Source organism: Dickeya oryzae (assembly GCF_020406815.2).
Taxonomy (GTDB): domain Bacteria; phylum Pseudomonadota; class Gammaproteobacteria; order Enterobacterales; family Enterobacteriaceae; genus Dickeya; species Dickeya oryzae.
Genome location: NZ_CP162670.1, coordinates 3831782 through 3853874, shown reverse-complemented (window position 1 = coordinate 3853874; position 22093 = coordinate 3831782). Strand labels below are relative to the sequence as shown.

The 22093-nt window shown below is 55.0% G+C and carries 20 protein-coding genes and 1 pseudogene; 15 read left to right on the top strand and 6 right to left on the bottom strand.

Annotated elements, in window-relative coordinates:
- Window positions 1-57 precede the first annotated feature (57 nt).
- The 4 genes from LF929_RS16875 to LF929_RS16860 all read right to left on the bottom strand — a co-directional run bounded on the left by LF929_RS16875 (window position 58) and on the right by LF929_RS16860 (window position 5610).
- On the bottom strand, window positions 58-3342 hold the full coding sequence (locus LF929_RS16875; protein WP_318841906.1) for an AAA domain-containing protein: 3285 nt from the start codon (window positions 3340-3342) through the stop codon (window positions 58-60).
- Window positions 3343-3535: 193 nt separating this feature from the next.
- A complete protein-coding gene (locus tag LF929_RS16870; protein ID WP_210175158.1) occupies window positions 3536-4411 on the bottom strand; it encodes a phosphorothioated DNA-binding restriction endonuclease in 876 nt (291 codons plus the stop codon).
- A gap of 204 nt (window positions 4412-4615) precedes the next feature.
- On the bottom strand, window positions 4616-4903 hold the full coding sequence (locus LF929_RS16865; protein WP_210175153.1) for a hypothetical protein: 288 nt from the start codon (window positions 4901-4903) through the stop codon (window positions 4616-4618).
- A 368-nt stretch (window positions 4904-5271) separates the two neighbouring features.
- Window positions 5272-5610 (bottom strand): helix-turn-helix domain-containing protein, encoded by a 339-nt coding sequence (locus LF929_RS16860; protein WP_050515699.1) that lies wholly within the window; start codon window positions 5608-5610, stop codon window positions 5272-5274.
- A gap of 139 nt (window positions 5611-5749) precedes the next feature.
- Between LF929_RS16860 and LF929_RS16855 the strand changes: the two genes are divergently transcribed.
- The 14 genes and pseudogenes from LF929_RS16855 to LF929_RS16790 all read left to right on the top strand — a co-directional run bounded on the left by LF929_RS16855 (window position 5750) and on the right by LF929_RS16790 (window position 18828).
- Window positions 5750-6055 carry a helix-turn-helix transcriptional regulator gene (locus LF929_RS16855; RefSeq protein ID WP_033569615.1) on the top strand — a complete coding sequence of 102 codons (306 nt, stop codon included), beginning with the start codon at window positions 5750-5752 and terminating at the stop codon, window positions 6053-6055.
- A gap of 176 nt (window positions 6056-6231) precedes the next feature.
- Complete coding sequence (locus tag LF929_RS16850; RefSeq protein WP_210175152.1) at window positions 6232-7146, top strand: LysR family transcriptional regulator; 915 nt, start codon at window positions 6232-6234, stop codon at window positions 7144-7146.
- Window positions 7147-7170: 24 nt separating this feature from the next.
- Window positions 7171-7431 (top strand): entry exclusion lipoprotein TrbK, encoded by a 261-nt coding sequence (locus tag LF929_RS16845; protein WP_201765884.1) that lies wholly within the window; start codon window positions 7171-7173, stop codon window positions 7429-7431.
- Window positions 7432-7648: 217 nt separating this feature from the next.
- Complete coding sequence (locus tag LF929_RS16840; protein WP_318841905.1) at window positions 7649-9598, top strand: conjugal transfer protein TraG; 1950 nt, start codon at window positions 7649-7651, stop codon at window positions 9596-9598.
- Window positions 9595-10035: a ribbon-helix-helix protein, CopG family gene (locus LF929_RS16835; protein ID WP_027711222.1), complete on the top strand. Its 441-nt coding sequence runs from the start codon at window positions 9595-9597 to the stop codon at window positions 10033-10035. Before LF929_RS16840 ends, LF929_RS16835 begins: the two co-directional genes overlap by 4 nt.
- Before the next feature lie 53 nt (window positions 10036-10088).
- Window positions 10089-11042: a P-type conjugative transfer ATPase TrbB gene (gene trbB / locus LF929_RS16830; RefSeq protein WP_226093453.1), complete on the top strand. Its 954-nt coding sequence runs from the start codon at window positions 10089-10091 to the stop codon at window positions 11040-11042.
- A complete protein-coding gene (locus LF929_RS16825) occupies window positions 11042-11386 on the top strand; it encodes a TrbC/VirB2 family protein (RefSeq protein ID WP_050515705.1) in 345 nt (114 codons plus the stop codon). The genes trbB and LF929_RS16825 overlap by 1 nt, the downstream gene beginning before the upstream one ends.
- Window positions 11383-11655: a VirB3 family type IV secretion system protein gene (locus LF929_RS16820; RefSeq protein WP_027711224.1), complete on the top strand. Its 273-nt coding sequence runs from the start codon at window positions 11383-11385 to the stop codon at window positions 11653-11655. The genes LF929_RS16825 and LF929_RS16820 overlap by 4 nt, the downstream gene beginning before the upstream one ends.
- A gap of 10 nt (window positions 11656-11665) precedes the next feature.
- Window positions 11666-14108, top strand: a pseudogene (gene trbE, locus LF929_RS16815) (conjugal transfer protein TrbE).
- The gene (gene trbJ, locus LF929_RS16810; protein ID WP_226093454.1) at window positions 14108-14839 is read left to right on the top strand and encodes a P-type conjugative transfer protein TrbJ; all 732 of its coding nucleotides are present in this window, start codon (window positions 14108-14110) and stop codon (window positions 14837-14839) included. The pseudogene trbE and the gene trbJ overlap by 1 nt, the downstream one beginning before the upstream one ends.
- Window positions 14839-16002: a P-type conjugative transfer protein TrbL gene (gene trbL / locus LF929_RS16805; protein ID WP_210176132.1), complete on the top strand. Its 1164-nt coding sequence runs from the start codon at window positions 14839-14841 to the stop codon at window positions 16000-16002. Before trbJ ends, trbL begins: the two co-directional genes overlap by 1 nt.
- A gap of 2 nt (window positions 16003-16004) precedes the next feature.
- Complete coding sequence (gene trbF / locus LF929_RS16800) at window positions 16005-16709, top strand: conjugal transfer protein TrbF (RefSeq protein WP_033569622.1); 705 nt, start codon at window positions 16005-16007, stop codon at window positions 16707-16709.
- Window positions 16706-17587, top strand: coding sequence for a P-type conjugative transfer protein TrbG (gene trbG / locus LF929_RS16795; RefSeq protein ID WP_226093449.1), 882 nt, complete (start codon window positions 16706-16708; stop codon window positions 17585-17587). Before trbF ends, trbG begins: the two co-directional genes overlap by 4 nt.
- A 2-nt stretch (window positions 17588-17589) precedes the next feature.
- Window positions 17590-18828, top strand: coding sequence for a TrbI/VirB10 family protein (locus LF929_RS16790; RefSeq protein ID WP_210175147.1), 1239 nt, complete (start codon window positions 17590-17592; stop codon window positions 18826-18828).
- 45 nt (window positions 18829-18873) lie between these two features.
- On the opposite strand, the gene LF929_RS16785 is transcribed toward LF929_RS16790, so the two are convergent.
- Window positions 18874-19185, bottom strand: a complete 312-nt coding sequence (locus LF929_RS16785; RefSeq protein ID WP_013316528.1) for a type II toxin-antitoxin system RelE/ParE family toxin — start codon at window positions 19183-19185, stop codon at window positions 18874-18876.
- Window positions 19182-19466, bottom strand: coding sequence for a DNA-damage-inducible protein J (locus LF929_RS16780; protein ID WP_012768898.1), 285 nt, complete (start codon window positions 19464-19466; stop codon window positions 19182-19184). Before LF929_RS16780 ends, LF929_RS16785 begins: the two co-directional genes overlap by 4 nt.
- A gap of 379 nt (window positions 19467-19845) precedes the next feature.
- On the opposite strand from LF929_RS16780, the gene LF929_RS16775 reads away from it, so the two are divergent.
- Window positions 19846-22059, top strand: a complete 2214-nt coding sequence (locus tag LF929_RS16775; protein WP_226093450.1) for an AAA family ATPase — start codon at window positions 19846-19848, stop codon at window positions 22057-22059.
- The last annotated feature ends 34 nt before the right edge of the window (window positions 22060-22093 follow it).

Below are 22093 nucleotides of genomic sequence, written 5' to 3'. Positions count from 1 at the left end.
TGTTTAAAGGATACGTCAAGAAATATTCTATTTGTATTAGCTAATGCACTGATCTTATTATTCTGTCGGCAGTGTTTTTGCCACATCACGAAACCAAGGCAACCCATGCCATACGGTTGGGTCACCAATCACAAAAATATGTCTTTTGGCTCGGGTAAGGGCAACATTTAACAGATTAGGTTTACTTGCCGCCCATTTAGCACCACCATCATTATCCTTGTCGCAACCTAGGACAAGAATAACTATATCATTCTCTTTCCCCTGAAACGTATGCACAGTACCAATGCATTTCTGCTGCCAATCGCTGAGTTCTTGGTGTGATATCAGAGGTGCATGTTGTCGCCACGCCTTTATATTTCGCTGTCTAATTAGCTGTAATATCCCTGCCTTAACTGCTTTAAACGGTGTGATGACATAAATTGAATTAAGTGCCACATTCTCCGCTAGTAGGCGATCGACTAAGGTGAGCAAATCGTTGCCATGGCTGTCACGGTACTGTTTTTCACCTTGACCACCAGAAGAAATCAGCCAGTGATTATCAATCATGTTGTTTATCGACTGACTACTAACCTTGTCAGCACTAAGACCGTGGATCATCCGTTCGTTGTAGGCCATCTTATTCGCCAAACTGAACATTGGTTCAATACAACGTCGATGTACCCATAGGGGAATACCAATCCAAACAGGTATATTCATCACCTCTAATTCACACCCCCATGAGTTAACGCGATCGGCAACCTGCTGTACCGAGAGTAACGCTGGATTCCAGTCCCTGGCACGCTCCTTTAGAACATCTAAACAGAGTCGTTCAACCAAAGATGGTGATGTGGTAAACACCGGCTCGACCTGTAGGGGATCACCCACTACCAATACTCGTTTAGCTCGCCAGATTGCTCCAACAGCTTGCTGTGGCGATGCCTGACCAGCCTCGTCAATCATCAGCCACCCCAATTCTTCGCTTTTCACTCCGTGGAACATACGCCCAATTGAAGCAAAGGTAGTTGACAGTACCGGTACAATCATAAATAGCGTTTGCCACCAACGGATAGGGGATATCTTGGTGTGGGGGTGTGCAAGGAATGAATTAAACCCAAGAACAATAGATCTAAAACGGTTTATTCCTAATGCTTCATAGACCCAAGCTTGATGCAGTTCCATCGCGGCGATAAATAACTCGGAGCGTTGACGGTTTATCCGTGCGTTTTGCCAGAATGCTGTGCGTTGCAATGCTGCATCATAAATGGGCTGGTTGATATTGGGTAATGTTATATCAGAGAATTGATTCCGCAATGTTTGCAATTTGTCCAGATCATTTTTCCGCTGCTGAGTCATTTGGGTAATATCATGCTCTATAGCTCGCTTTTTCTCCTCAAGGTCACCACAAAACTTGATCTGTTTAGCTACGTCTTGTGCACATTCGATTTGTAACCTTGTCAGCTTTAGTAGTTCAAGTTGTACTGTACGTAGCTTAGCCTGATACTCATTTACCCGCTTACGGCTTATCAGGCGAGTTAGCCAGCCAGGTGCCGTGCTTTCAACAATTTTTTGCTGTTGTTCTGCATGTCGAACTTGTTTTTCTACGACATCACGTTGTACCTCAGCACGTTTTAGCTTAGCAAGCTGTTCCTCATAGAGGCTTTGGGTTTGAGCCAATTCTAGTGATAAGGTGTCGAGCGAATCGTCAGACTGTTTTTCGAGTAGATGGGCAAAGGCGGCTAATTGCTGTTGTAGCATTTCTGTCTCTTTCAAACACTGCAGAAATTTTCTTTTCGATTCTGCAAAAGAGAGTTGTGAATGATAGTGTTTCCAGCGCCACAAGCTGAGAAAATCCTCATCTTCAGGACGAGGATCTTCAGCGGGGGTTTTACGTAAAAAATGCTCGTCAATAAGTAATTTTTGCGCAAACTTAACCCGATTAGATTTTTTACCCAATGCAGCGGAAATCATGCCCCAACATTGCTTATCCTTTTCCAGAGGTTTAAAAAGATGATACTCACGCTCTTTTCCCTCACCATTCTTATCTTTTTTACGTTCACGCTTTGGCAGATATTCTGCCGCTATCTGATTTGCTGTTGGTGCTAAATAATTAAGTGAGCGAAACTCTTTAGCCAGCGATTTCTTTTGCGGTAGATCTTTCGAAATATTTTCCACTGCCGAATTATTGGACGATGCAACAACCATTTCAAAACCGGTGAGCGCTTCTACGATAAAACCATCACTATCCAGAGTGTTATCAACCTTTTTGAAACGAGACAGTGCCTTAGCGCGCTCAACAACATTATGTGCGACCAAATCACGTAGCAACGTTGTTTTTCCCGTTCCCGGCGGACCATTGACGGAAAGCAATCCACCTTCAGCCAGCTCTTTTACCGCTGTATTAATGACAAATTGCTGCATCAACGACATAGTGTGTTCTGGTTCGGTGGGCCAGCGGCCATGAGGCATATATGTTGGATGTAGTTTATCGATGATCGATTCGAGACCATCTTGTGAATACAGATCGGTGTTTCGTGGAGCATTGTCAGAAAGGTAAGTTCTGAGAGCTTTACAATCATTATTAAGTTGTAACGCCGAAATAATGTGTTCAATGTCCTCAAAAAAGAAACTGTTTAAGATAGGTAGCGCTAAACTTTGATCACTGTCACTAATTTCTTCTTCAATTTCATCATCTTCTTCCGAGGAAGCTTCTGTACACTCACTTTTCCCTTCAAACCAGTCAATTTGTAAAGCATATTCCCAGTTTGGTTTAAAATCTGCCCACTCCACTAAATGTGTAGCTAATAATGTTAAAATATCATCAGCTTTCATTACGCCAGGACCATTCTCACGTTCTGGTTTTAACGTAGAGCTGAAATTCCTGAGTGTGCTGGCGAGTCTCTGGCACGCTTCAGAAAAAAACTTAGCGTTAAGGGCTTGAAAGCGCTTTTCTTGTAAATGTCCAAGTGCCCAAGGAAGAGAACTTACAGACAGTTTATCCAACGCCGGTACGCCTTCCGAATTCAGTTGAACTTTAGCAAAACAGGTGATCCCTTCCTGATCCAGCCGTTGCTCTTGTTCTTCTGCATCATGCCCTTTATCTGGCCCAAACACACTTTGGGTGATGGTGTTGGCTATCCCTTTATCAAACAGGCCGATATGGATGCAGTATGACACTTTTTTGGGGATACGATGTAACTCACGCAGATCAGCAGAAAGCCAGGGCAAGTAGTTATCACCATTCTGGATGAGCTTGCTAAGTGGTATTCGTAAGCTATTCTTTTTTTCTTCAAGCGTATAAGGTTGGAAAAATTCTACACGCTGCCAGGCTCGGAGAATATTATTTGATAGAGACGTCTTAGCCATCATAGCTCTTTGATTATTATCCATGTAAATCAATCACAAATAAGGTGTTTTGCGTGATATGCTTTTATATGTAAATATTTTAATGCTAATTAATACTTCCTTTTTTGAAGAAGCTGAAAAACTAAACTTACTTGTTGCTGCAGTAATCTTTTGATTTTATTTTATCAGCATTATCTTCCCTCTCGATATGAAATTAAACACCTTTAAACACTTGCCCCCGATGCCATTCCACAAACTGTTCCAGCGGGTAATACTCCCGCTTTTTGGGCATAAAAAGCGGTTTTCCTTCAAAATCCCAGAATAGGCGTTCAACAATCTTGCTGCCGTTAACACCGTCAGAAACCATCAATTTCATTTCGTCAGTAATACCGATAACACCGATATCAAATGCGGAATGGTGTACCGAGCATAAGGCCAGTCCATTGGTTACGGTACAAGGGCCACCGTATTGCTTCCATTTGATGTGTGCGGCTTCCAGACCAACCGGTGTTGTATCGTGGCGTAAATCATAGCCGCATACCGCACAGCGGTATTGATACGCACGTAACACTGCCTGACGAAAATGGGGATCGCGGGATTGTCTGACATCCTCTATCGACAGTTCCAGACTGCTGGCAATCACGGCCTGGACACTTTCAGGAAAATGTTCACTTAAAATCTGTTGGGCCAGTTTCTCAATGAGCCGTGGCTGTTTTTTTAATAGTTGATAGCTGACTTCATCAAAACCACCCATGACATCATGTTGAATAAGCTCACGGTTCGGCGGTTCTTTACTACCTTTCTGTGGTGAGCAACGATCATCATTCTGTAATTCCCAGAAACCATCGCCTCGTAGCCGCCAAAATGGCATCTCCGGGTAATGAGTGCGCCGCTGAGGCCCGAAGCTGTTCAGCAGAGTCAAAAGGTTAGGGCGAATTTCATTGCCGTAATGAAACAGGCGCGGATGCCCTTGTTGATAGGCTGACAGTACGTAAAGCAGCAACAGCGGCTTATGTGGCGCACGCTGGTCGCCTTTACGCCACATAGACATGTGAGTAATTGCTGTTTGAAGGGCTTGAGCGGATGACATCTCTACATGATGGCAGGGAATATTTACTGCGATTTTGCTCGCAAAATCAGCAATATTCAAGGTATTCAGCCAATCCAACCAGAAAAGGACAACGTGCCTGCCTTGGGAAATATATCAGCCAGTAAACATTTTACAATCAAATTGTTATCACCCGATAGAGACAATACGGGTTATGCGTCCGGCAAAACTGTGCATCAAAATCATTCACCGCCTAATCAGGTTCCCTTCCTCTTTCGTTATTCGACTCCCTGCCACCAACATCACTGTAAGGATAATGAACAGATGCCCCTCGGCGGAATCCAGCAGGTACTGGTTGTAAGGGTTATGAACCCGCTCTCCGGTTTCCGGGTTGTCATACTCGGAGCCGCCTGCGCCGTTTCCCAACCAAGGCGCAGGCTGTATCTTTTTCAGGGCCGTCATCAGAAAAGCTGTGCGCAGCCCCATCGATGTATTGCATTCGCAAAAGTTTCCCCGCTCGGCGACATCATGCATCGACTATCTCATCCAACCCGCCGCGCAGGCGTTCTTCCGCTCGGTTAGATATCAGTACTGGGGTGTCCCTTAGAGGATGCGCGTGAATGGGTAGAGCGTTTTACCGGGTGGTCAACGACACCGAGGTGAAGATCGTGCGCTGCTGAAAAATCGGGAAGAGGTGTATCAAAAAACAAAAGCGTAACACTCAGAACGCTGGTCAGGCAGGACAAGGAAATGGTAGCCGACAGACGAGGTCATGCTGAATCCAGAACGGAAAAAAACAGACAGCCTAAATCAACTGGGGCGCTAACTATCTTGACACTTACCGATACTGAGCAACAGTATTTTAGGTAATGCTCAGGGGGCGGAACTAGTAAAGAGGCAGCTTAACGCCCATGTTCCAGCCAGAAAGCTGCACCAAACACCGCATCAGGATGTACTTTTTTATGATAATGATATTGCAGGATAATTAGTGCCAACTCTTCATCTCTTGCATAGAAGTAAGCTTCGGGGACATCGAGAACCGCAGCAAACTGACAGACCAGACCAAAGTCTGGCTCATTGACTTCCCTTTCATACTGGCTGATACGCGAACTGGCGGTTTCTTCATCCAGACCGGCCCGACATCCAAGCTCAAGCTGCGTTAAGCCTGCGTTGACTCTGGCCAGTTTCAATCGTTTCCCGATCACGGCGATATCCAATTCATCTAAATGGCATGATGGCATTATCTCTGCCGCTAACGGTTCTTTCTTAAAGATTATTTTTCATAAATAAAGTTAAACTTTATTTTTGGTTGATATTTAATCTCAAAATAAACTATCCTTTATTATGGAAAGTAACTCTTTATCTTGAGAGGTGCAGTGAATGAGCTCTATTCAAAGGCATGGCTTGGCTGACTGGCATTCTGCCGACATTATTGCCGGGCTTCACAAACGGGGAACCACAATGGCTGCTGTGTCGCGGGCGGCGGGGCTGAATTCCTCCACACTGGGTAATGCGCTTAATCGTCCGTGGCCTAAAGGGGAGCAACTGATTGCTGATGCACTGGGGGTGCCAGCCTATGAGATTTGGCCGAGCCGTTATTTTGACGAACAGGGGCGGCTAATCCCACGCGTTCCCCGCTCTCGGCTCAGGTCTGAACAGGAAGAATCCCCCGCGCCCGATAGTTAGCCGTATCTGTGTCCATCAGGGTAAGCAGGGGCAGCTATAAGAATGCCCTGATAATGCCTGAATCGTCTTGTCAGTGTGAGTTCTGTTCAACTTTGTGCTAACGCGCTCTCCTACACTCAGTATTCCGTGGCCCGATGCCGGGCCACCTGTTCGATGATGAGATGTAGGTATCGGGTATGGAGCTTCGCCATCTTCGTTACTTTCGGGCGGTTGCAGAAGAACTGCACTTTGCCCGGGCGGCGGAACGGCTGCATATTGAGCAGTCACCGTTGTCCCGTGCCATCAAGGAACTGGAAGACGAGCTGGGGGTGAAACTGTTTGTGCGCACCACCCGCAGTACCCGGCTGACTCGCACCGGTAAGTTATTTTTGGACCATGTCGCCCGGGTGTTCGCGGTGTTGCAACAGGCACGCGACAGCGTGCAGTCCGTAGCCAACGGTTATCATGACCAGTTGCGCATTGCGCTGTCAGACGGCATTACCCCTGTGCGCTTGTCAACCTTGCTGGCGCTGTGCCGCCAGGAAGAACCCGAGGTGGATATTCGCCTGTTTGAAATGCCGCTCTTTCAGCAAATTCAGGGATTGCAGGATGAACTGTACGATGTGGGTTTTGCCTTGTCTGATGCAGTGGGTGAGCATATCACTGCTGAACCGGTCTGGGCCGAACCATTAATGGTGGCCGTTCCTGCCCGACATCCTTTACTGGCCTACAGCCAGATCCCGTTGGACGAAGTGCTGCGTTACCCGTTGGTGTTGTGTGACCCGAGAGTGTGTGAAGGGCATGCTCGTCAGGTGGCGCGGGTTTTGCGTTGTTCTGCGCAGGAGCCGTTGATTGTCGAACAGGTTATCTCGTTCGACCTGATGATGACCTTGGTTTCAGCCGGGTTTGCACTGGGGTTGGCTGACGTTTCTCATATTGCGGCTAGCCGGGCTTTTGGAGTGGTGGCTCGCCCACTAGCTGGGAAAACCCCCATGATGACCACCTATCTGTTGCGCCATGCCGGAGATCCGCCAGAAACGGTGGCCCGCTTTATCGAGCGGCTTGACGCGCTGGCGTGGGCGGACGATAACTCGCCTGATGTTATCACCTGATTCGACGACTATCGGAGGATCCTCATGCGTAATCTTATGTTTTCATTTCGTGTTTTCTTATGCATCGTGCTGTGGTGTATCGGCAGTGGCGCCGTACCGGCAACGGAGACGGTAGAATCATTACTGGCTAACCCGAAGCGATTAAAGGAACTGCGCCAGCAGTGCCATGACGACTGGGAGCGCGTGGGGAATGCGTTGTGCAATCGAGTCGGGCATGCCACCACCAAACAGTTTCTGGGGACGGGAACCCCCTACACGCCACCCAAAACGCCGCCCAAATTCTGAGTCGTCGCCATCATCACAAAAATCACTCCCGGCACCCGCTACGCCTGGTTACGCCATAGCGGGTTGCACTGTGCTCACGTTCTTCCCTGTACGCATTGTGACTTTTTGCTCCCTGATTGAGTCGGTAACGGTCTTTGCACTGGGCTGAACCCGCACCGATGCTCTCTCGCAGGCGGCATAACCGTTGTGCGGTCTTGAGGGCGAGAAGGGGGCAGCAATGCAGGGGCAGGGCATACTGGTAGGGCAGGTTGCGGTGGTGTTCAGTGTCGTTGTCGCCGGTGTGTGGTACGCCACGCAATGGACTGCGGCAGCGCTGGGGTATTCTCCGCGCCTGGGCACCCCGTGGTTCGAGGGCATTGGCGTTCCCGTTTATCCCCCGTGGCGGCTGTTTGAATGGTGGTTTCTGTTTGGCGGGTATGCGCCGCGTATCTTTGATATCGGTGGTGCCATCGCGGGTGGCAGCAGTTTGCTGGCCTCAATGGTGGCGATGACCCTGTCAGTATGGCGTGCCCGTTCGTCCCGACATGTCACGACCTACGGTTCGGCACGCTGGGCCAGGGTACAGGATATTCGCCGGGCGGGGTTGTACCGGCCGTCGGGGCTGTTCCTCGGGCTGCATAACGGGCAATACCTGCGTCATGAAGGGCCTGAGCATGTGCTAGCGTTTGCCCCCACTCGTTCGGGGAAAGGCGTCGGGCTGGTGGTGCCCACACTGCTGAGCTGGTCAGCCTCCGTCGTGGTGCACGATATCAAAGGCGAGAACTGGCAACTGACGGCAGGCTGGCGCGCCCGCTTCAGCCACTGCCTGCTGTTTAACCCGACCGACACCCGCTCAGCGGCTTACAATCCGTTGCTGGAGGTGCGGCGTGGTGCGCATGAAGTGCGCGACGTGCAGAATATCGCCGATATTCTGGTAGACCCGGAAGGGGCGCTGGAGCGGCGCAACCACTGGGAAAAAACCAGCCATGCGCTGCTGGTGGGGGCCATTCTGCATGTGCTTTATGCACAGGAAGATAAGACCCTGCGTGGTGTCGCCAATTTTCTCTCCGATCCGGACTGCCCGTTTGAAGTCACGCTGTATCGGATGATGACCACGGCACACCTGGGCGATGCGCCGCACCCGGTAATTGCCTCAGCGGCCCGCGAGGTCCTCAATAAATCTGACAACGAGCGCTCCGGCGTTTTGTCCACCGCCATGTCCTTTCTGGGGCTGTACCGCGACCCGACCGTGGCGGCGGTGACCTCGCGGTGTGACTGGCGCATCGCCGACCTGATCGCGGCCCGTCATCCGGTGTCGCTGTATCTGGTGGTGCCGCCATCGGATATCAGTCGTACCAAACCGTTGATTCGGTTGATCCTCAATCAGATTGGCCGTCGGTTGACGGAGTCGTTGGAAGACGCTGACGGTAGCACCCGGCGGCATACCTTGCTGCTGATGCTGGACGAGTTCCCGGCGCTGGGGAGGCTGGATTTTTTCGAATCGGCGCTGGCGTTTATGGCCGGTTACGGTCTGCGCGCATTTCTGATTGCCCAGTCGCTTAACCAGATTGACAAGGCCTACGGCCCGAACCACGCGATTCTGGACAACTGCCATGTGCGAGTGGCCTTTGCCACCAACGACGAGCGCACGGCTAAACGCATTTCCGACACGCTGGGCACCGCCACGGAGCTGCGCGCCCAGCGCAACTATGCCGGTCACCGGCTGGCCCCCTGGCTGGGGCACCTGATGATTGCGCGTCAGGAATCGGCCCGGCCATTACTGACACCTGGCGAGGTGATGCAGTTGCCCGCCAGTGACGCCATTGTGATGGTGGGCAGCCAGCCGCCGATCCGCGCCAGAAAGATGCGCTACTTCGCGGATGCCAACTTTCAGTCGCGTGTTCTCCCGCCGCCGTCGCTGACAGACGGTCATTACACCGATGTGCCTGAGCCCAGACCGGATGACTGGCGCGATCTGCGCCTTCCGACGGTGCCGGTGCCTCCTGGGATGACCGGACTGGCTGACGATGACAGGGAAGGGCACCCATCAGCCGGACAAGACGAGATCACTGTCCCCATGCCAGCGTCGGTGGCACCGGCCAGCGACCTGTCGTGGCTGTCGGATGACACGGTGAACCGGTTCCTTACACGATCCACGTCGGCCCCGGAAAGGGGGGAAGCACCATGAGTCAGTATCGCCTGAATCTATTTATCCCACCTGAACACGCCCGGCGGCTGGACGAGCTGGCGACCCGAAAAGGGGTCTCGAAATCCTCCATTGTCGCGGCTGCTCTGGCCGCCTGGCTGTCGCCGGATGCGGGAGGGCAACGGGACAGCCTCCTGAGCCGGCGACTGGATCAGCTGTCACGCCAGTTTGGGCGGCTGGAGCGCGATCAAACCATTCAGATTGAAACGCTGGCGTTGTTTATCCGCTACTACCTGACCGTCAGCCCGCCAGTGGCTGACGCCCATCAAGATGCCGCCAACGCACAGGGCCGTGCGCGTTTCGGGCAGTTTGTTGAGCAACTGGGCCGCCACTTGCTGCGCGGACACAGTCTGGTGCAAGACGTCTGTCGGGAACTTCAGCCCGACACGGCAGACGAGACGACGCAGGAGATGCCATGAGCAACATATCTGCGGACGATACGATGTGTGCATCCCGTACGCGCCACCGACATATGCTGTACAGCGCACTGGGGCCGCTGATTGCGGCAGCGCTGGACGATCCCGATGTGGTGGAGATCATGCTTAATCCAGACTGCACCTTGTGGGTGGATCGGTTGTCCACCGGACTGGCTCCGCTGGAGGGGGGGATGTCTGCTGCCGAGGGGGAACGCATCATCCGACTGGTGGCGGCCCATGTCGGTACCGAGGTGCATCGCCACCGGCCGCTGCTGACGGCGGAATTGCCGGAGACCGGTGAACGCTTTGAAGGCATACTGCCGCCGGCAGCGCCTGGACCGGCGTTCGCCTTGCGTAAGCGCGCCGTCGGCGTGATCCCGCTGGCGCGCTATGTCGCCGACGGGATGATGACCGCCGCGCAGGCCGGGGTGCTGCGTCAGGCGGTACGTGAGCGACAAAACATTCTGATTGCCGGGGGCACCAGTACCGGGAAAACCACACTTGCCAACGCTCTGCTGGCCGAGATTGCCGAGACCGGCGATCGGGTGCTAGTGCTGGAAGACACCGTGGAGCTGCAATGTGTGGCACGCGATCAGGTGCCCCTGCGTACCCGGCCGGGTGTGGTGAGCATGGCCGAACTGGTGCGTACCACGCTGCGGTTGCGCCCTGATCGCGTCATCGTCGGTGAAGTCCGTGGCGGCGAGGCGCTGGACCTGCTCAAGGTCTGGGGAACCGGTCACCCCGGCGGGATAGCCACCCTGCATGCGGGGTCTGCGCTGGGGGCATTGTTGCGGCTGGAACAACTGATCCTCGAAGTGGCGATCACCCCGCCCCGGGCGCTGATCGCTGACACCATCCACCTGATCGTACACCTGACCGGGCGTGGGCAGGCACGCCGTATCGCCTCGCTGGTCCGGGTGACCGGCTTTGACGGCACGCACTACCAGCTCAGTAACCTTAGTTCTCCCGGTCCTGCGATATCGACACCCTCACCCGGAGGCTCATCATGATGCTCCCGTTTACTCTTCGCTTTTCCGACTGCTGGCTCGTTCGACGTAGTCTGCCCGGAGCCGCACTGGCCGTCAGCCTGTTGTGGGGGCTGACGGCCTACGCCAGTGGCTCAAGTATGCCATGGGAGTCGCCGCTGCAGTCGATCCTGGAATCCATACAGGGGCCGGTGGCGCGCATTATCGCGGTCATCATCATTATCACCACCGGGCTGGCGCTGGCCTTTGGCGATACCTCGGGCGGATTTCGCAAGCTGATCCAGATCGTGTTTGGGCTGTCGATTGCCTTTGCCGCCTCATCGTTCTTTTTGTCGTTTTTCAGCTTTGCCGGCGGGGCGGTGGTATGAGTGACGAATACACGATGTTACCCGGTTTTGACGTACCGCTGCACCGCTCGCTGACTGAGCCGATCCTACTGGGGGGCGCACCGCGCACGGTGGCGATTGCCAATGGCACGCTGGCCGCCGCCGTCGGGCTGGGGTTACAGCTGTGGCTACCGGGGCTGGTGCTGTGGGTGGTTGGGCATACGCTGGCAGTATGGGGCGCGCGGGAGGATCCGCAGTTCATGACTGTGTTTGCCCGGCATATCCGCCACCCGTCGCTGCTGGATGTCTGAGGGGCGTACCATGCTGAATCTTGCCGAATACCGTCAGCGCCCAGCCTTACTGGCCGACTGGCTACCGTGGGCTGGGCTGGTGGCACCCGGTGTAGTGCTGAACAAGGACGGGTCGTTTCAGTGCACCGCCCGGTTTCGTGGGCCGGATCTGGACAGTGCCACCCCCGGCGAACTGATCGCCACAGCTGCCCGCCTGAATAACGCCCTGCGACGTCTCGGCAGCAACTGGGCGTTGTTTACCGACGCCGAAAGGCGACCTGCCGCCGCGTATCCGCTTCCCCGAGGCGCTCTCCTGGCTGGTGGACGAAGAGCGGCGTGCCGCGTTTCAGGTGGAGGGGGGCCATTTTGACAGCCTGTACCACCTCACCCTGTGGTATCTGCCGCCGGAGGACGCGCAGTCACGTACGGTGGCCTGGTTATACGAGAACACCCCGTCGGGGCGTGTGGACTGGCGGGAACGGCTCACGGCCTTTGTGGCGGAGACCGATCGCCTGTCTGACCTGATGACCGGCGTCATGCCAGAGCTCATCTGGCTGGATGACAGTCAGACGCTGACCTACCTGCATGGCACGGTATCGACTCGGCATTACCGGCTTAGCGTGCCGGCGGTGCCGTTCCATCTGGATGCCTTGCTGGCTGACAGCCCGATGATGGGCGGAATAGCACCGATGCTAGGCGACCAACACCTGCGGACGATCACGGTGCGGGGATTTCCGTCTTCCACCTGGCCGGGCATGTTGGACGACCTGAACCGGCTGGGGTTTGCCTACCGCTGGTCGGTGCGTTTTCTGTTCATGGACAAGGCGGAGGCGGAGAAAGCGCTGGCCCGCCTGCGCCGACAGTGGTTTGTGAAACGGAAAAACGTGGCGACGCTGCTGCGCGAAACCGTGTTCCAGCAGGAAAGTCCACTAGTGGATAACGATGCCGGCAACAAGGCGGCCGATGCCGATGCAGCGTTACAGGCGCTGGGCAGCGATCAGGCGGCGTTTGGTTACGTCACCACCACCGTGACCGTATTGGCCGATGAGGCGGAGGACGCGGAGGAAAAACGGCGCCAGACCGAGCAGGTGATTCAGGGGCGGGGCTTCGTGACCTGTCCGGAGCGGCTGAACGCGGTGGACGCCTGGTTGTCGTCGGTGCCCGGCCAGGTGTATGCCAATGTGCGCCAGCCGATCATTTCCACCCTCAATCTGGCGCACCTGATCCCGCTGTCGGCGGTCTGGGCCGGGCCGGAGAACAATGCTCACCTTGACGGGCCGCCACTTATCGTGACCCGGACCGATGGCGCCACGCCGTTTCGGCTGGTGACGCACATTGGCGACGTGGGGCATACGCTGGTGGTGGGGCCCACCGGGATGGGCAAATCGGTGCTGCTGGCCATGCTGGCGATGCAGTTTCGCCGCTATCCCGGCTCGCGTGTATTTCTTTTTGATGTTGGCCGCTCGTTGCGGGCCACTACGCTGGGGCTGGGGGGCGAGCATTATGATCTGGGGGCTGACGGGGCGATTGCGTTTCAGCCGCTGGCCCGGATCGATCAGGCGGGTTGGCGGCGCTGGGCGGCAGAATGGGTAGTGGGGCGCATCCGGCAGGAGGGCGTGAACGTGGTGCCGGAGGAGAAGGCCGCCATTTGGTCGGCGCTGGACAGCCTGGCAGGTGCACCGGTTGAACAGCGTACCCTGACCGGCCTGTCGGTCCTGTTGCAGTCGCTGGCGTTGCGTCAGGCACTGGCGCCGTATGTGCTGGGTGGGGCGTACGGCAACCTGCTGGATGCCGATCAGGAGCGGCTGGGCGACGCTGATGTGCAGTGCTTTGAAATGGAGGCGCTGATGCCCAGCAAGGCGGCGGTACTGGCGGTGCTGGAATACCTGTTCGCCCGGCTGGAAAACCGTTTTGACGGCGCGCCGACGCTGTTGATCCTGGATGAATCCTGGTTGTTTCTTGATGAACCGGTGTTTGCGGCGCGTATCCGGCAGTGGCTCAAGACACTGCGCAAGAAAAACGTCAGTGTGATATTCGCCACCCAATCGCTGGCGGATATCCAACGCTCTGCCTTGGCACCGGCCATCATCGAAAGTTGCCTCAGCCGGATTTTCCTGCCCAATCCACAGGCCAGCGAACCCCAGATCCGGGTCATCTATGAAGGGTTTGGTCTTAACGCCCGGCAGATAGCCATGCTGGCTGCCGCAGAGCCCAAACGGGATTACTACTACCAGTCCCGACAGGGCAACCGCCGGTTCGATCTCGATCTGGGGCCGGTGGCTCTGGCGTTTGCCGCGGCGGCCTCACCACAGAGTCAGCGCGATATAGAGCGCCTGCTGGCACAGGACCCTCGTCCAGATTTCACCAGCGCCTGGTTGCGTCACCAGGGGCTGGCGTGGGCGGCCGACCTGCTGCCGGGGTTTACTCCAGCGGCGCAGCCGATTTCCTCTCCACCGTGCAGGGGGACACCGTGATGAAAACTGTGTGGCTTGTCATCCTGCTGGCGTTGCTGCCGCTGCGTCCAGCGCAGGCACTGACGGTATTTGATCCTGCCAACTATGCGCAGAACACGCTGAGCGCTGCCCGGGCATTGGATCAGATCAACAATCAGGTCATCCAGTTGCAGAACGAGGCGCAGATGCTGATTTATCAGGCCCGCAACCTGACTCGTCTGCCATTCACGGTAACCGATCAACTGCGCACCACGCTGGCGGGCACAGACCGGTTGATTGCCCAGGCGCGTGGCCTGGCCTATGAGGTGCAGCGCATGGACTCGGATTTTGCGCGGCTGTACCCCGAACAGTATGCCACCACGGTGGGCCACGATCGCCTGTATCAGGATGCCGGTACGCGCTGGGTCAACACGCTGGCAGGCTTGCATACCGCTTTGCAGATGCAGGCACAGATGGTGCAGAGCCTGTCGGCGGACGAAAGCACGCTGTCCGCGCTGGTCGGGCAGAGTCAGGCGGCCACCGGTGCCCTGCAGGCCATGCAGGCGACAAACCAGTTGCTGGCGTTGCAGGCGAAACAAACGATGCAAGGCCAGCAGCTCCAGTTGACGCAGAACCGTGCGGTCGCGCTGGAGTTGGCGCGACAGGCTGCGGCGGTTGAACGCGGCCGGGAAATCACGCGACGTTTTCTGGGTACGGGAACCCCTTACACGCCGCAGCCAGTGCACTTTTACGGTAAGGACGGCGGTGAGTGATGGACGATGTGTCGGTGATTGACCGCTTCCTTGATACCTTTTCGACCTACATCGACTCTGGGTTTGGGTTGGTTCGCGGTGAAGTCTCCTTTCTGACCGCCACACTGGTGGCGATCGACATGACGCTGGCGGGGTTGTACTGGGCGCTGTCGCAGGCGGGCGGGCAGGGAGAGGATGTGATGGCACGGCTGATCCGCAAGGTGCTCTATGTCGGCGCGTTTGCTTACATACTCAACAACTTCAACGGGCTGTCGGGCATAGTGTTTCGCTCATTTGCCGGGTTGGGCCTGCAGGCCGGTGGCGCGGCGCTGAGTCTGGCTACGTTTCTGCAGCCCGGGCGGTTAGCTAAAACCGGTATAGATACGGCTGCCCCTCTGCTGCATCAAATCGACCGCCTGAGTGGTTTCCCAGATGTGTTCATCAATATTGTGCCCGTCACCGTCATGCTGCTGGCCTGGTTGGTGGTGGTACTGAGTTTCTTCGCGCTGGCGATACAACTGTTCGTCACGTTGGTGGAGTTCCGGCTGACCACACTGGCGGGGTTTGTGCTGGTGCCGTTCGCACTGTGGAACAAGACGGCGTTTCTGGCAGAGAAAGTGCTGGGCAATGTGGTGGCTTCCGGTGTGAAGGTGCTGGTACTGGCGGTGATCGTGGGGATCGGCACCGGTCTGTTCGGTTCGCTGGCCCTGAGTCCGGATGACCCCTCGTTAGATCAGGCGTTGGTCGCCATGCTGGCGTCACTTGCACTGTTGGCACTGGGGATTTTCGGTCCTGGCATTGCTACCGGGTTGGTGAGCGGTGCGCCGCAATTGGGAGCCGGAACGCTGGCTGGAACGGCGTTGGGAGTGGCCGGCGTCGCGGCGGGAACCAGCGCGCTGGCGGGGCGGATAGGCAGTGCGGTGGGAGCCGGGGCACGTCTGCTGCCGGTGGCGTTACGCGGGCCACAAGCCAATACGACCCCGTCTGCTACCGGACAACCGGGGCGGGAGGCCGGTTCATCCGGTTCGTCAGCCACGGCACAGCCGGACTGGGCGAAGCGGCTGTATCGCCGTCAGCAACTGGCGCAAGCGGCGGGCACGGTGGCGCATACGTTGCGCAGTGCAGAGCACGGTGGCAGCAGCGGCGGCCCGACTCTGCGTGAGTCCGACCGGGAAGGGGGCTGACCATGCGTTTTCGGCGACCGCAGGTGCACTATGGCGAAACACCATCCCCCGCCACACCGTATCAGGCAGCCGCCGAGGTGTGGGATACCCGCATCGGCACTGCTCGGGTGCAAGCCAGGAACTGGCGACTGATGGCCTTTGGCTGTCTGCTGCTGGCGTTGCTGATGGCGGTCGGTCTGATCTGGCGGGCGATGCAATCGGCCCTCGTCCCCTATGTGGTGGAGGTGGAAAAATCCGGCGAGGTGCGGGCGGTGGCCCCGGCGGTGACGACGTACCAGCCCAGCGAGGCACAAATCGCCTACCATCTGGCGCGTTTTATCACGCTGGTGCGTTCACTCTCGCTTGACCCGGTTGTGGTGCGGCAGAACTGGCTGGAGGCGTATGCCTATACCACCGATCAGGGTGCTGCGGTGCTCAACGCCTATGCCCGCGCCCAGGATCCCTTTAGCCGCATTGGTAACGAGTCTGTCACGGTGCAGATTGCCAGTGTGGTGCGCTCCAGCGATCGATCGTTTGAAGTGCGCTGGAGCGAACAACACTTTATCCACGGCACTCCGTCGGAGAGCGAACGCTGGACTGCCATGCTGACCGTTGTGCAACACACGCCGCGTACCGAGCAGCAGTTACGGTTGAACCCGTTGGGCATTTATATCAACGGGTTGTCGTGGAGTCGGGAACTGGCGATGCCGGAAGGCGGTCAGCCATGAGAACGTGGTGGTATTACGGTTCTGCCTGTTACTTGATACTGGCGCTGACAGGGTGTCGCGGTATGGGAAACCGGCCACCGGTTGTCGATCTGGATGAGCCTGTTCCGATGCCACCGGCCTCTATAGAGGTGGGGAAGGGGGAGAACGGAGCGCCCGGACGAATGGGGAGCGAACTGTCGGGTAGTAATAACTGGCGCGTTGCGGATAACAGCAACCTGTCGTCCTGGCGTTATAGCGAGGGGACAATGTATCGGCTTTATACGGCACCGGAGCGCGTCACCGTAATTGCCCTGCAACCGGGTGAAACACTGACAAATGTAGCGGCCGGTGATACGGCTCGCTGGATTGTCGGTGATACCACCAGCGGCTCGGGCAGCGAACAGCGCGTCAATATCATGGTCAAGCCGGTGCGGGCCGGGCTGAAAACCAATCTGGTGATCACCACCAGCCGGCGGGTTTACCTGCTGCTGATGACCTCCGGCGGGACGCGCTGGATGGCGACGGTGTCATGGCAGTACCCAGCCGATCCGGCGTCGATACCTTCACCAGCCACATCGCTCCGGTTACCGGGAAGCGCGCTGGCACCTGGCAGGCTCCACTTTCGTTACGCTATCAGCGGTGATCGCCCGCCGTGGTGCCCCCGACAGGTGTTTGATGACGGGGAAAAGGTCTATATCCGGTTTCCGGCCGGTATCGCGCAGGGTGAACTGCCACCGCTGTTCGTCATCGGTCTACAGGGGGACGGACAACTGGTGAATTACCGGTTCCAGCCGCCGTACTACGTGGTGGACCGGTTGTTCGGGGCGGCCGAGCTGCGACTGGGCAATGGCAGTGCCCAGGTGGTGCGCATTACGCGTATCGATGGACGGAGCCCGTGAATATGCAACCGGAATCACAGGCGGATAGCACGCCAGCACCGTCAGAGAAAGTGGCCCCCGAGACACTGGCGCTGCGCAGCAGGCCACGCCCGGTGACCCGGCTGAATCGGCGATCGCTGTTCATCCTGACTGGCGGTTTGGCGCTGGCGGTGCTGGCAGCGACGCTGTGGGCATTACAGCGCCCGAGGCCGCATGATAACGGTGAACTGGCTGAACGTTATAACGTCGAGCGGGTGGCGAAAACCGAAGCACTAAGCCGGCTACCGGCGGATTACACCCGGTTGCCGACGAAACCTGCGGAGGTGGCACCTGTATTGGGGCCGCCGCTGCCGGGGGATATGGGACCGCCCATGATCCGCGCCGCTAAGGCGGCCACACCATCCGGGCCAGATGCCTATGAATCGGCGAGTCAGGCACACCTGAAAGAAGCTGAAGACGCTGCCGCCTCGCCGGTGTTCTTTCGTCGTGGCAGCCAGCCGGTACCACCGCTGGCGTCCACCAGCCCATCTCCAGCCCCGATTGCGGCTGACCCTATGGCAGAACAGGGGGCGGTTTCCGGTATCCGGCAGGATCAGAAAGAGGCGTTCCTGCTCGGTGACATGACTGATACCCGAAATCACGGCGATCTGCGGCTACCGGCTTCGCCTTATCAGGTGATGGCGGGAACTGTGATTGCCGGGGCGCTGGTGACCGGTATTCGTTCCGACCTGCCGGGACCGGTGATCGCCACCGTCACCGAACCGGTCTACGACAGCGCGACCGGACATTATCTGCTAATCCCACAAGGCTCGCGCTTGCTGGGGAAATACAACAGCCAGGTCAGCTATGGGCAAAGCCGGGTTCAGGTGGTCTGGAACCGCATTATCCTGCCGGATACGTCATCGCTGACGCTGGATAATCTGGCCGGTGCCGACCCGGCCGGTTACATCGGGCTGGAAGATCAGGTGGACTGGCATTGGGATCGTGTGATTGCCGGTGCAGCAATGACTACACTATTGGGGGTGGGAGCTGAACTCGCTGCCCCGGAGAACCGACAGCATGGCGATCGTATTATCCTTGCCGGACGTGACAGTTTGCAGGATTCGGTCAGTCAGGTGGGACAAGAGCTCACCCGGCGTAACCTCGATATTCAGCCGACACTGACCGAACGGCCAGGTCTGCCGGTTCGTATCATCGTCAACAGGGATTTGGTGTTAAGGCCGTATCAACCACTGTTTTTTAATCAGGGGAGTGCGCGCTGAATGGGTATGGACGAGAGGAACGAAGCAGGGGGCCTGAATGGGCGTTTATCTGGAACGGTAGCGTGCCGACACATCCCGGGCGGTATGCAATAGTCGCAAGATATGTACGTCGCCGCTGTGGCGTTTCAGCGCATAGACCAAAATAAACGGCAGCCGGGCCAGCACCAGTTTACGCCGTTCTCCCGACTTTCCTATGCTGACGCCCGCTTCCGGGGTGGTTTCCAGCAACGCCACTGCGGCGGCGAATTTGTCATCGGTGGCATTGGCGACCTCCAGTCCCGCGTTCAGGTACAGGTAACGGTAAATGTCTTCGCGGTCAGCGATAGCTTGCCTTTCCCAGCGAACCGTTGCCGTCACAGTTCCCCCCGGGCGGCTTGCGCTTTCAGCGCTGCCATACGTTGACTGGCCTCATCATTGCTGATGAACTGGACCTCACCGGCATCGTAACGGGCGAAAGCTTCCTGAATTTTCGCTTCCAGCCATTCATCACCAGTATGGCGCTGGTACTGCCGCTCTTCCTCGGCCAGTTCTTCCGCACGCTGGCGCATCAGTTCGGTAAGACTGACCTGCTGACGTTCAGCAGCCTTCATAGCCAGACGTTTGGTTTCCTCGTCAATTCTGAAGTGTATTGTCCCCATGACCGCCTCCGATAGATTGCATGTGTTGTCACATGTGGTGTCATTTTATCCAATCTCGTCAGTTTTTGCTGCTTTTTTGAAGGGAGAATCGGCTTACCGTGTAACGTTGTTCTCAGGATACAGTGGCGGTTCTGTTGTAGAGGTCAACATGATGCATTTGGAACGGAGAATTTGAAGGTAAGCAAACCGATATTACTAATTGACGGTTGTATCTAATCCTGAGGGCAGGTCATCTTGTAATCAATCCCTAGACATCCCCAACATGCACTTTAAAATAAGTATCTATTAAGTCCGAAATTCTAAAAAAACAATGCAACCAATCCAGTTCGACCTCCACAAACTTGGATGGAAGGCTTTCGAGGATCTCGTATCATGTATATTGAAAGAGACCTTTGGGCAGACATTTCAAGTATTCTCTGACGGCGTTGATGGTGGCCGCGATGGGGCTTTCTATGGCACTTGGTCTGGAACTGGTTTCGGCGATGACAGCAGCAGTAGTTTTACTACTCAATGTAAACATTCCAGCAAACAAGATATGAAGCTTTCAAAGGGAGTTATTAGTGGTGAACTTCCAAAGATTGAGCGGCTGGTGAGGAAAGGGCTAGCCGATGTATACCTTCTCTTCACTAATTGTTCAGTTTCCGCCGAAACAGCCGCCGTTATGGAAGAGGAAATGCGGAAGGCTGGTGCAAAGTTCGCAAAGATTTATGGTGCCGAATGGATAAACCACAGCATATCCTTACACCCAAGTCTTAGGCGTATGGTACCCCGAATATATGGTCTTGGGGACCTTTCCCAGATAATTACAAATCAGGCATTCCGGCAAGCGAAAAGTGTGCTCGATTCGATTGCTCCCGATCTTGCATGCTTCGTCCCTACAGAGGCATACCGTCGTTGTGCACACGCTCTTAGGGATCACGGATTCGTCATGCTTATAGGTGAACCGGCAAGCGGTAAAACTATGATAGCTAATTTGTTGGCGCTCTCGGCGGCTGATGAGTGGGGGTTGCAGACGCTGATTTTAAGTTCGCCGGAAGACTTGGATAGGCAATGGAACCCAGACGATCCAGGACAATTCTTTTGGGTTGACGATGCTTTTGGATCTAATCATTGCGACTTTAACCGAGTCCAGGAGTGGAATCAAAGGCTTCCTAAGTTGAAAGCCGCTATACATAAGGGGGCGCGAGTGATTTTCACTTCGCGTAGCTATATCTTCCGTACAGCTCAGAATCGCTTAAATGCAAATAAGTTCGAGTTATTCAAAGATAGTCGAGTCACAATTGAAGTTGAAAAACTCTCCGAACCTGAAAAAGCCATGATCCTGTACAACCACTTGAAGCTTGGGAAACAGACTAAGGCATTTCGAAGGGCGATAAAAAATTTCCTACCGACAGTAGTTTCAGTGCCAAAATTTCTTCCGGAAATTGCCCGGAGATTCGCCAACCCGCAGTTCACAAAAAAGCCCGTGCTTAGCGAAGCAGCCGTAGTTGATTTTTTCTCCAACCCCACCGGGATTATGGCAGATATTATAGGTGGACTCGCACCTGCCGAAAGAGCTGCCTTAGCTCTTGTATTTGCAAACGGAGGGGAATTACCAATTCCGCTTCGGTTAGAAAATCCTCAGACAACCAATATCATCACGTCCATGCAATCAAATTTTGGCGACGTAAAAGCTGCATTGTCAACATTAGATGATTCACTTATCAGAATTAGCAAAACACAAGATGAACATTACTGGACATTCCGCCACCCAACCATTCGCGATGCTTTCGCGACCGATGTTTCAGGTAATCCAGAACTCATAGAAATCTATCTTTCCGGAGTTACAAAGGAAAGATTAATTGAGGAAATCAGTTGTGGGGATATGGGAATTGAGGGGATAAAACTGGTTGTGCCACGCAGTATGTTTAACAGAGTTTTGGACATCATCACTCCTGGGGACAACAGACTCCCCATCAGTAGGCCAATACTCTCATTTTTGGCAAGCAGGTGTTCACCTCAATTCTTGGGACTTTTTTTTAATAGCGACAAAACGAAAGCTGATTTGCTTGATTTAATAAACTCTGCGAGAAGGTACGACCATAGCCTGACAATACTGGGCAAGCTGAATGTAAATGGTTTGCTCGGTGATGAGCTTAGAAAAAAAGTACTGGACAAACTGAGTTTCCTTGCAGCAATAAGCCATTCAGATTGTTTCATTGACGCCGATTTTGTCGGAGTTTTACTCTCACAAGAAGAGAATGACACTAGACTTTCAGTCCAAAAAGTCAAATTTTACACTAACATGAACGAAATAATTCAAGATATAGAGGACTCTTGGGACACAGACGATGATGTAGATGAAGCATTCTACGATGTCACACACCTTTTGGAGCGATTTCGTGACGAGAACAATGAGCTTTGCAATGAGGATTTCTATGATGAAGATGAATGGCAAAAATCTGAACAGTTCATTCGTGAAATCGAAGCTAAGAAAGATAGGCTGAAGCAGAAGCAATCCGAGGCAGTGGATTACGACGAACTAGAAACAGAAGAAGCCCTGAATATAAATTTGCCATTAGGGCGGAGTATTTTCGATGATGTTGATGAGTAAGCTCTTGGCTGGATTATTAGTAATGACTGAGGCC

What these genes read in the sequence shown, in the direction of transcription:
- LF929_RS16875 (WP_318841906.1), bottom strand. Translation starts at nt 3,342, where the DNA reads ATGGCTAAGACGTCTCTATCAAATAATATTCTCCGAGCCTGGCAGCGT.
- LF929_RS16870 (WP_210175158.1), bottom strand. Translation starts at nt 4,411, where the DNA reads ATGTCATCCGCTCAAGCCCTTCAAACAGCAATTACTCACATGTCTATG.
- LF929_RS16865 (WP_210175153.1), bottom strand. Translation starts at nt 4,903, where the DNA reads ATGCATGATGTCGCCGAGCGGGGAAACTTTTGCGAATGCAATACATCG.
- LF929_RS16860 (WP_050515699.1), bottom strand. Translation starts at nt 5,610, where the DNA reads ATGCCATCATGCCATTTAGATGAATTGGATATCGCCGTGATCGGGAAA.
- LF929_RS16855 (WP_033569615.1), top strand. Translation starts at nt 5,750, where the DNA reads ATGAGCTCTATTCAAAGGCATGGCTTGGCTGACTGGCATTCTGCCGAC.
- LF929_RS16850 (WP_210175152.1), top strand. Translation starts at nt 6,232, where the DNA reads ATGGAGCTTCGCCATCTTCGTTACTTTCGGGCGGTTGCAGAAGAACTG.
- LF929_RS16845 (WP_201765884.1), top strand. Translation starts at nt 7,171, where the DNA reads ATGCGTAATCTTATGTTTTCATTTCGTGTTTTCTTATGCATCGTGCTG.
- LF929_RS16840 (WP_318841905.1), top strand. Translation starts at nt 7,649, where the DNA reads ATGCAGGGGCAGGGCATACTGGTAGGGCAGGTTGCGGTGGTGTTCAGT.
- LF929_RS16835 (WP_027711222.1), top strand. Translation starts at nt 9,595, where the DNA reads ATGAGTCAGTATCGCCTGAATCTATTTATCCCACCTGAACACGCCCGG.
- trbB (WP_226093453.1), top strand. Translation starts at nt 10,089, where the DNA reads ATGCTGTACAGCGCACTGGGGCCGCTGATTGCGGCAGCGCTGGACGAT.
- LF929_RS16825 (WP_050515705.1), top strand. Translation starts at nt 11,042, where the DNA reads ATGCTCCCGTTTACTCTTCGCTTTTCCGACTGCTGGCTCGTTCGACGT.
- LF929_RS16820 (WP_027711224.1), top strand. Translation starts at nt 11,383, where the DNA reads ATGAGTGACGAATACACGATGTTACCCGGTTTTGACGTACCGCTGCAC.
- trbJ (WP_226093454.1), top strand. Translation starts at nt 14,108, where the DNA reads ATGAAAACTGTGTGGCTTGTCATCCTGCTGGCGTTGCTGCCGCTGCGT.
- trbL (WP_210176132.1), top strand. Translation starts at nt 14,839, where the DNA reads ATGGACGATGTGTCGGTGATTGACCGCTTCCTTGATACCTTTTCGACC.
- trbF (WP_033569622.1), top strand. Translation starts at nt 16,005, where the DNA reads ATGCGTTTTCGGCGACCGCAGGTGCACTATGGCGAAACACCATCCCCC.
- trbG (WP_226093449.1), top strand. Translation starts at nt 16,706, where the DNA reads ATGAGAACGTGGTGGTATTACGGTTCTGCCTGTTACTTGATACTGGCG.
- LF929_RS16790 (WP_210175147.1), top strand. Translation starts at nt 17,590, where the DNA reads ATGCAACCGGAATCACAGGCGGATAGCACGCCAGCACCGTCAGAGAAA.
- LF929_RS16780 (WP_012768898.1), bottom strand. Translation starts at nt 19,466, where the DNA reads ATGGGGACAATACACTTCAGAATTGACGAGGAAACCAAACGTCTGGCT.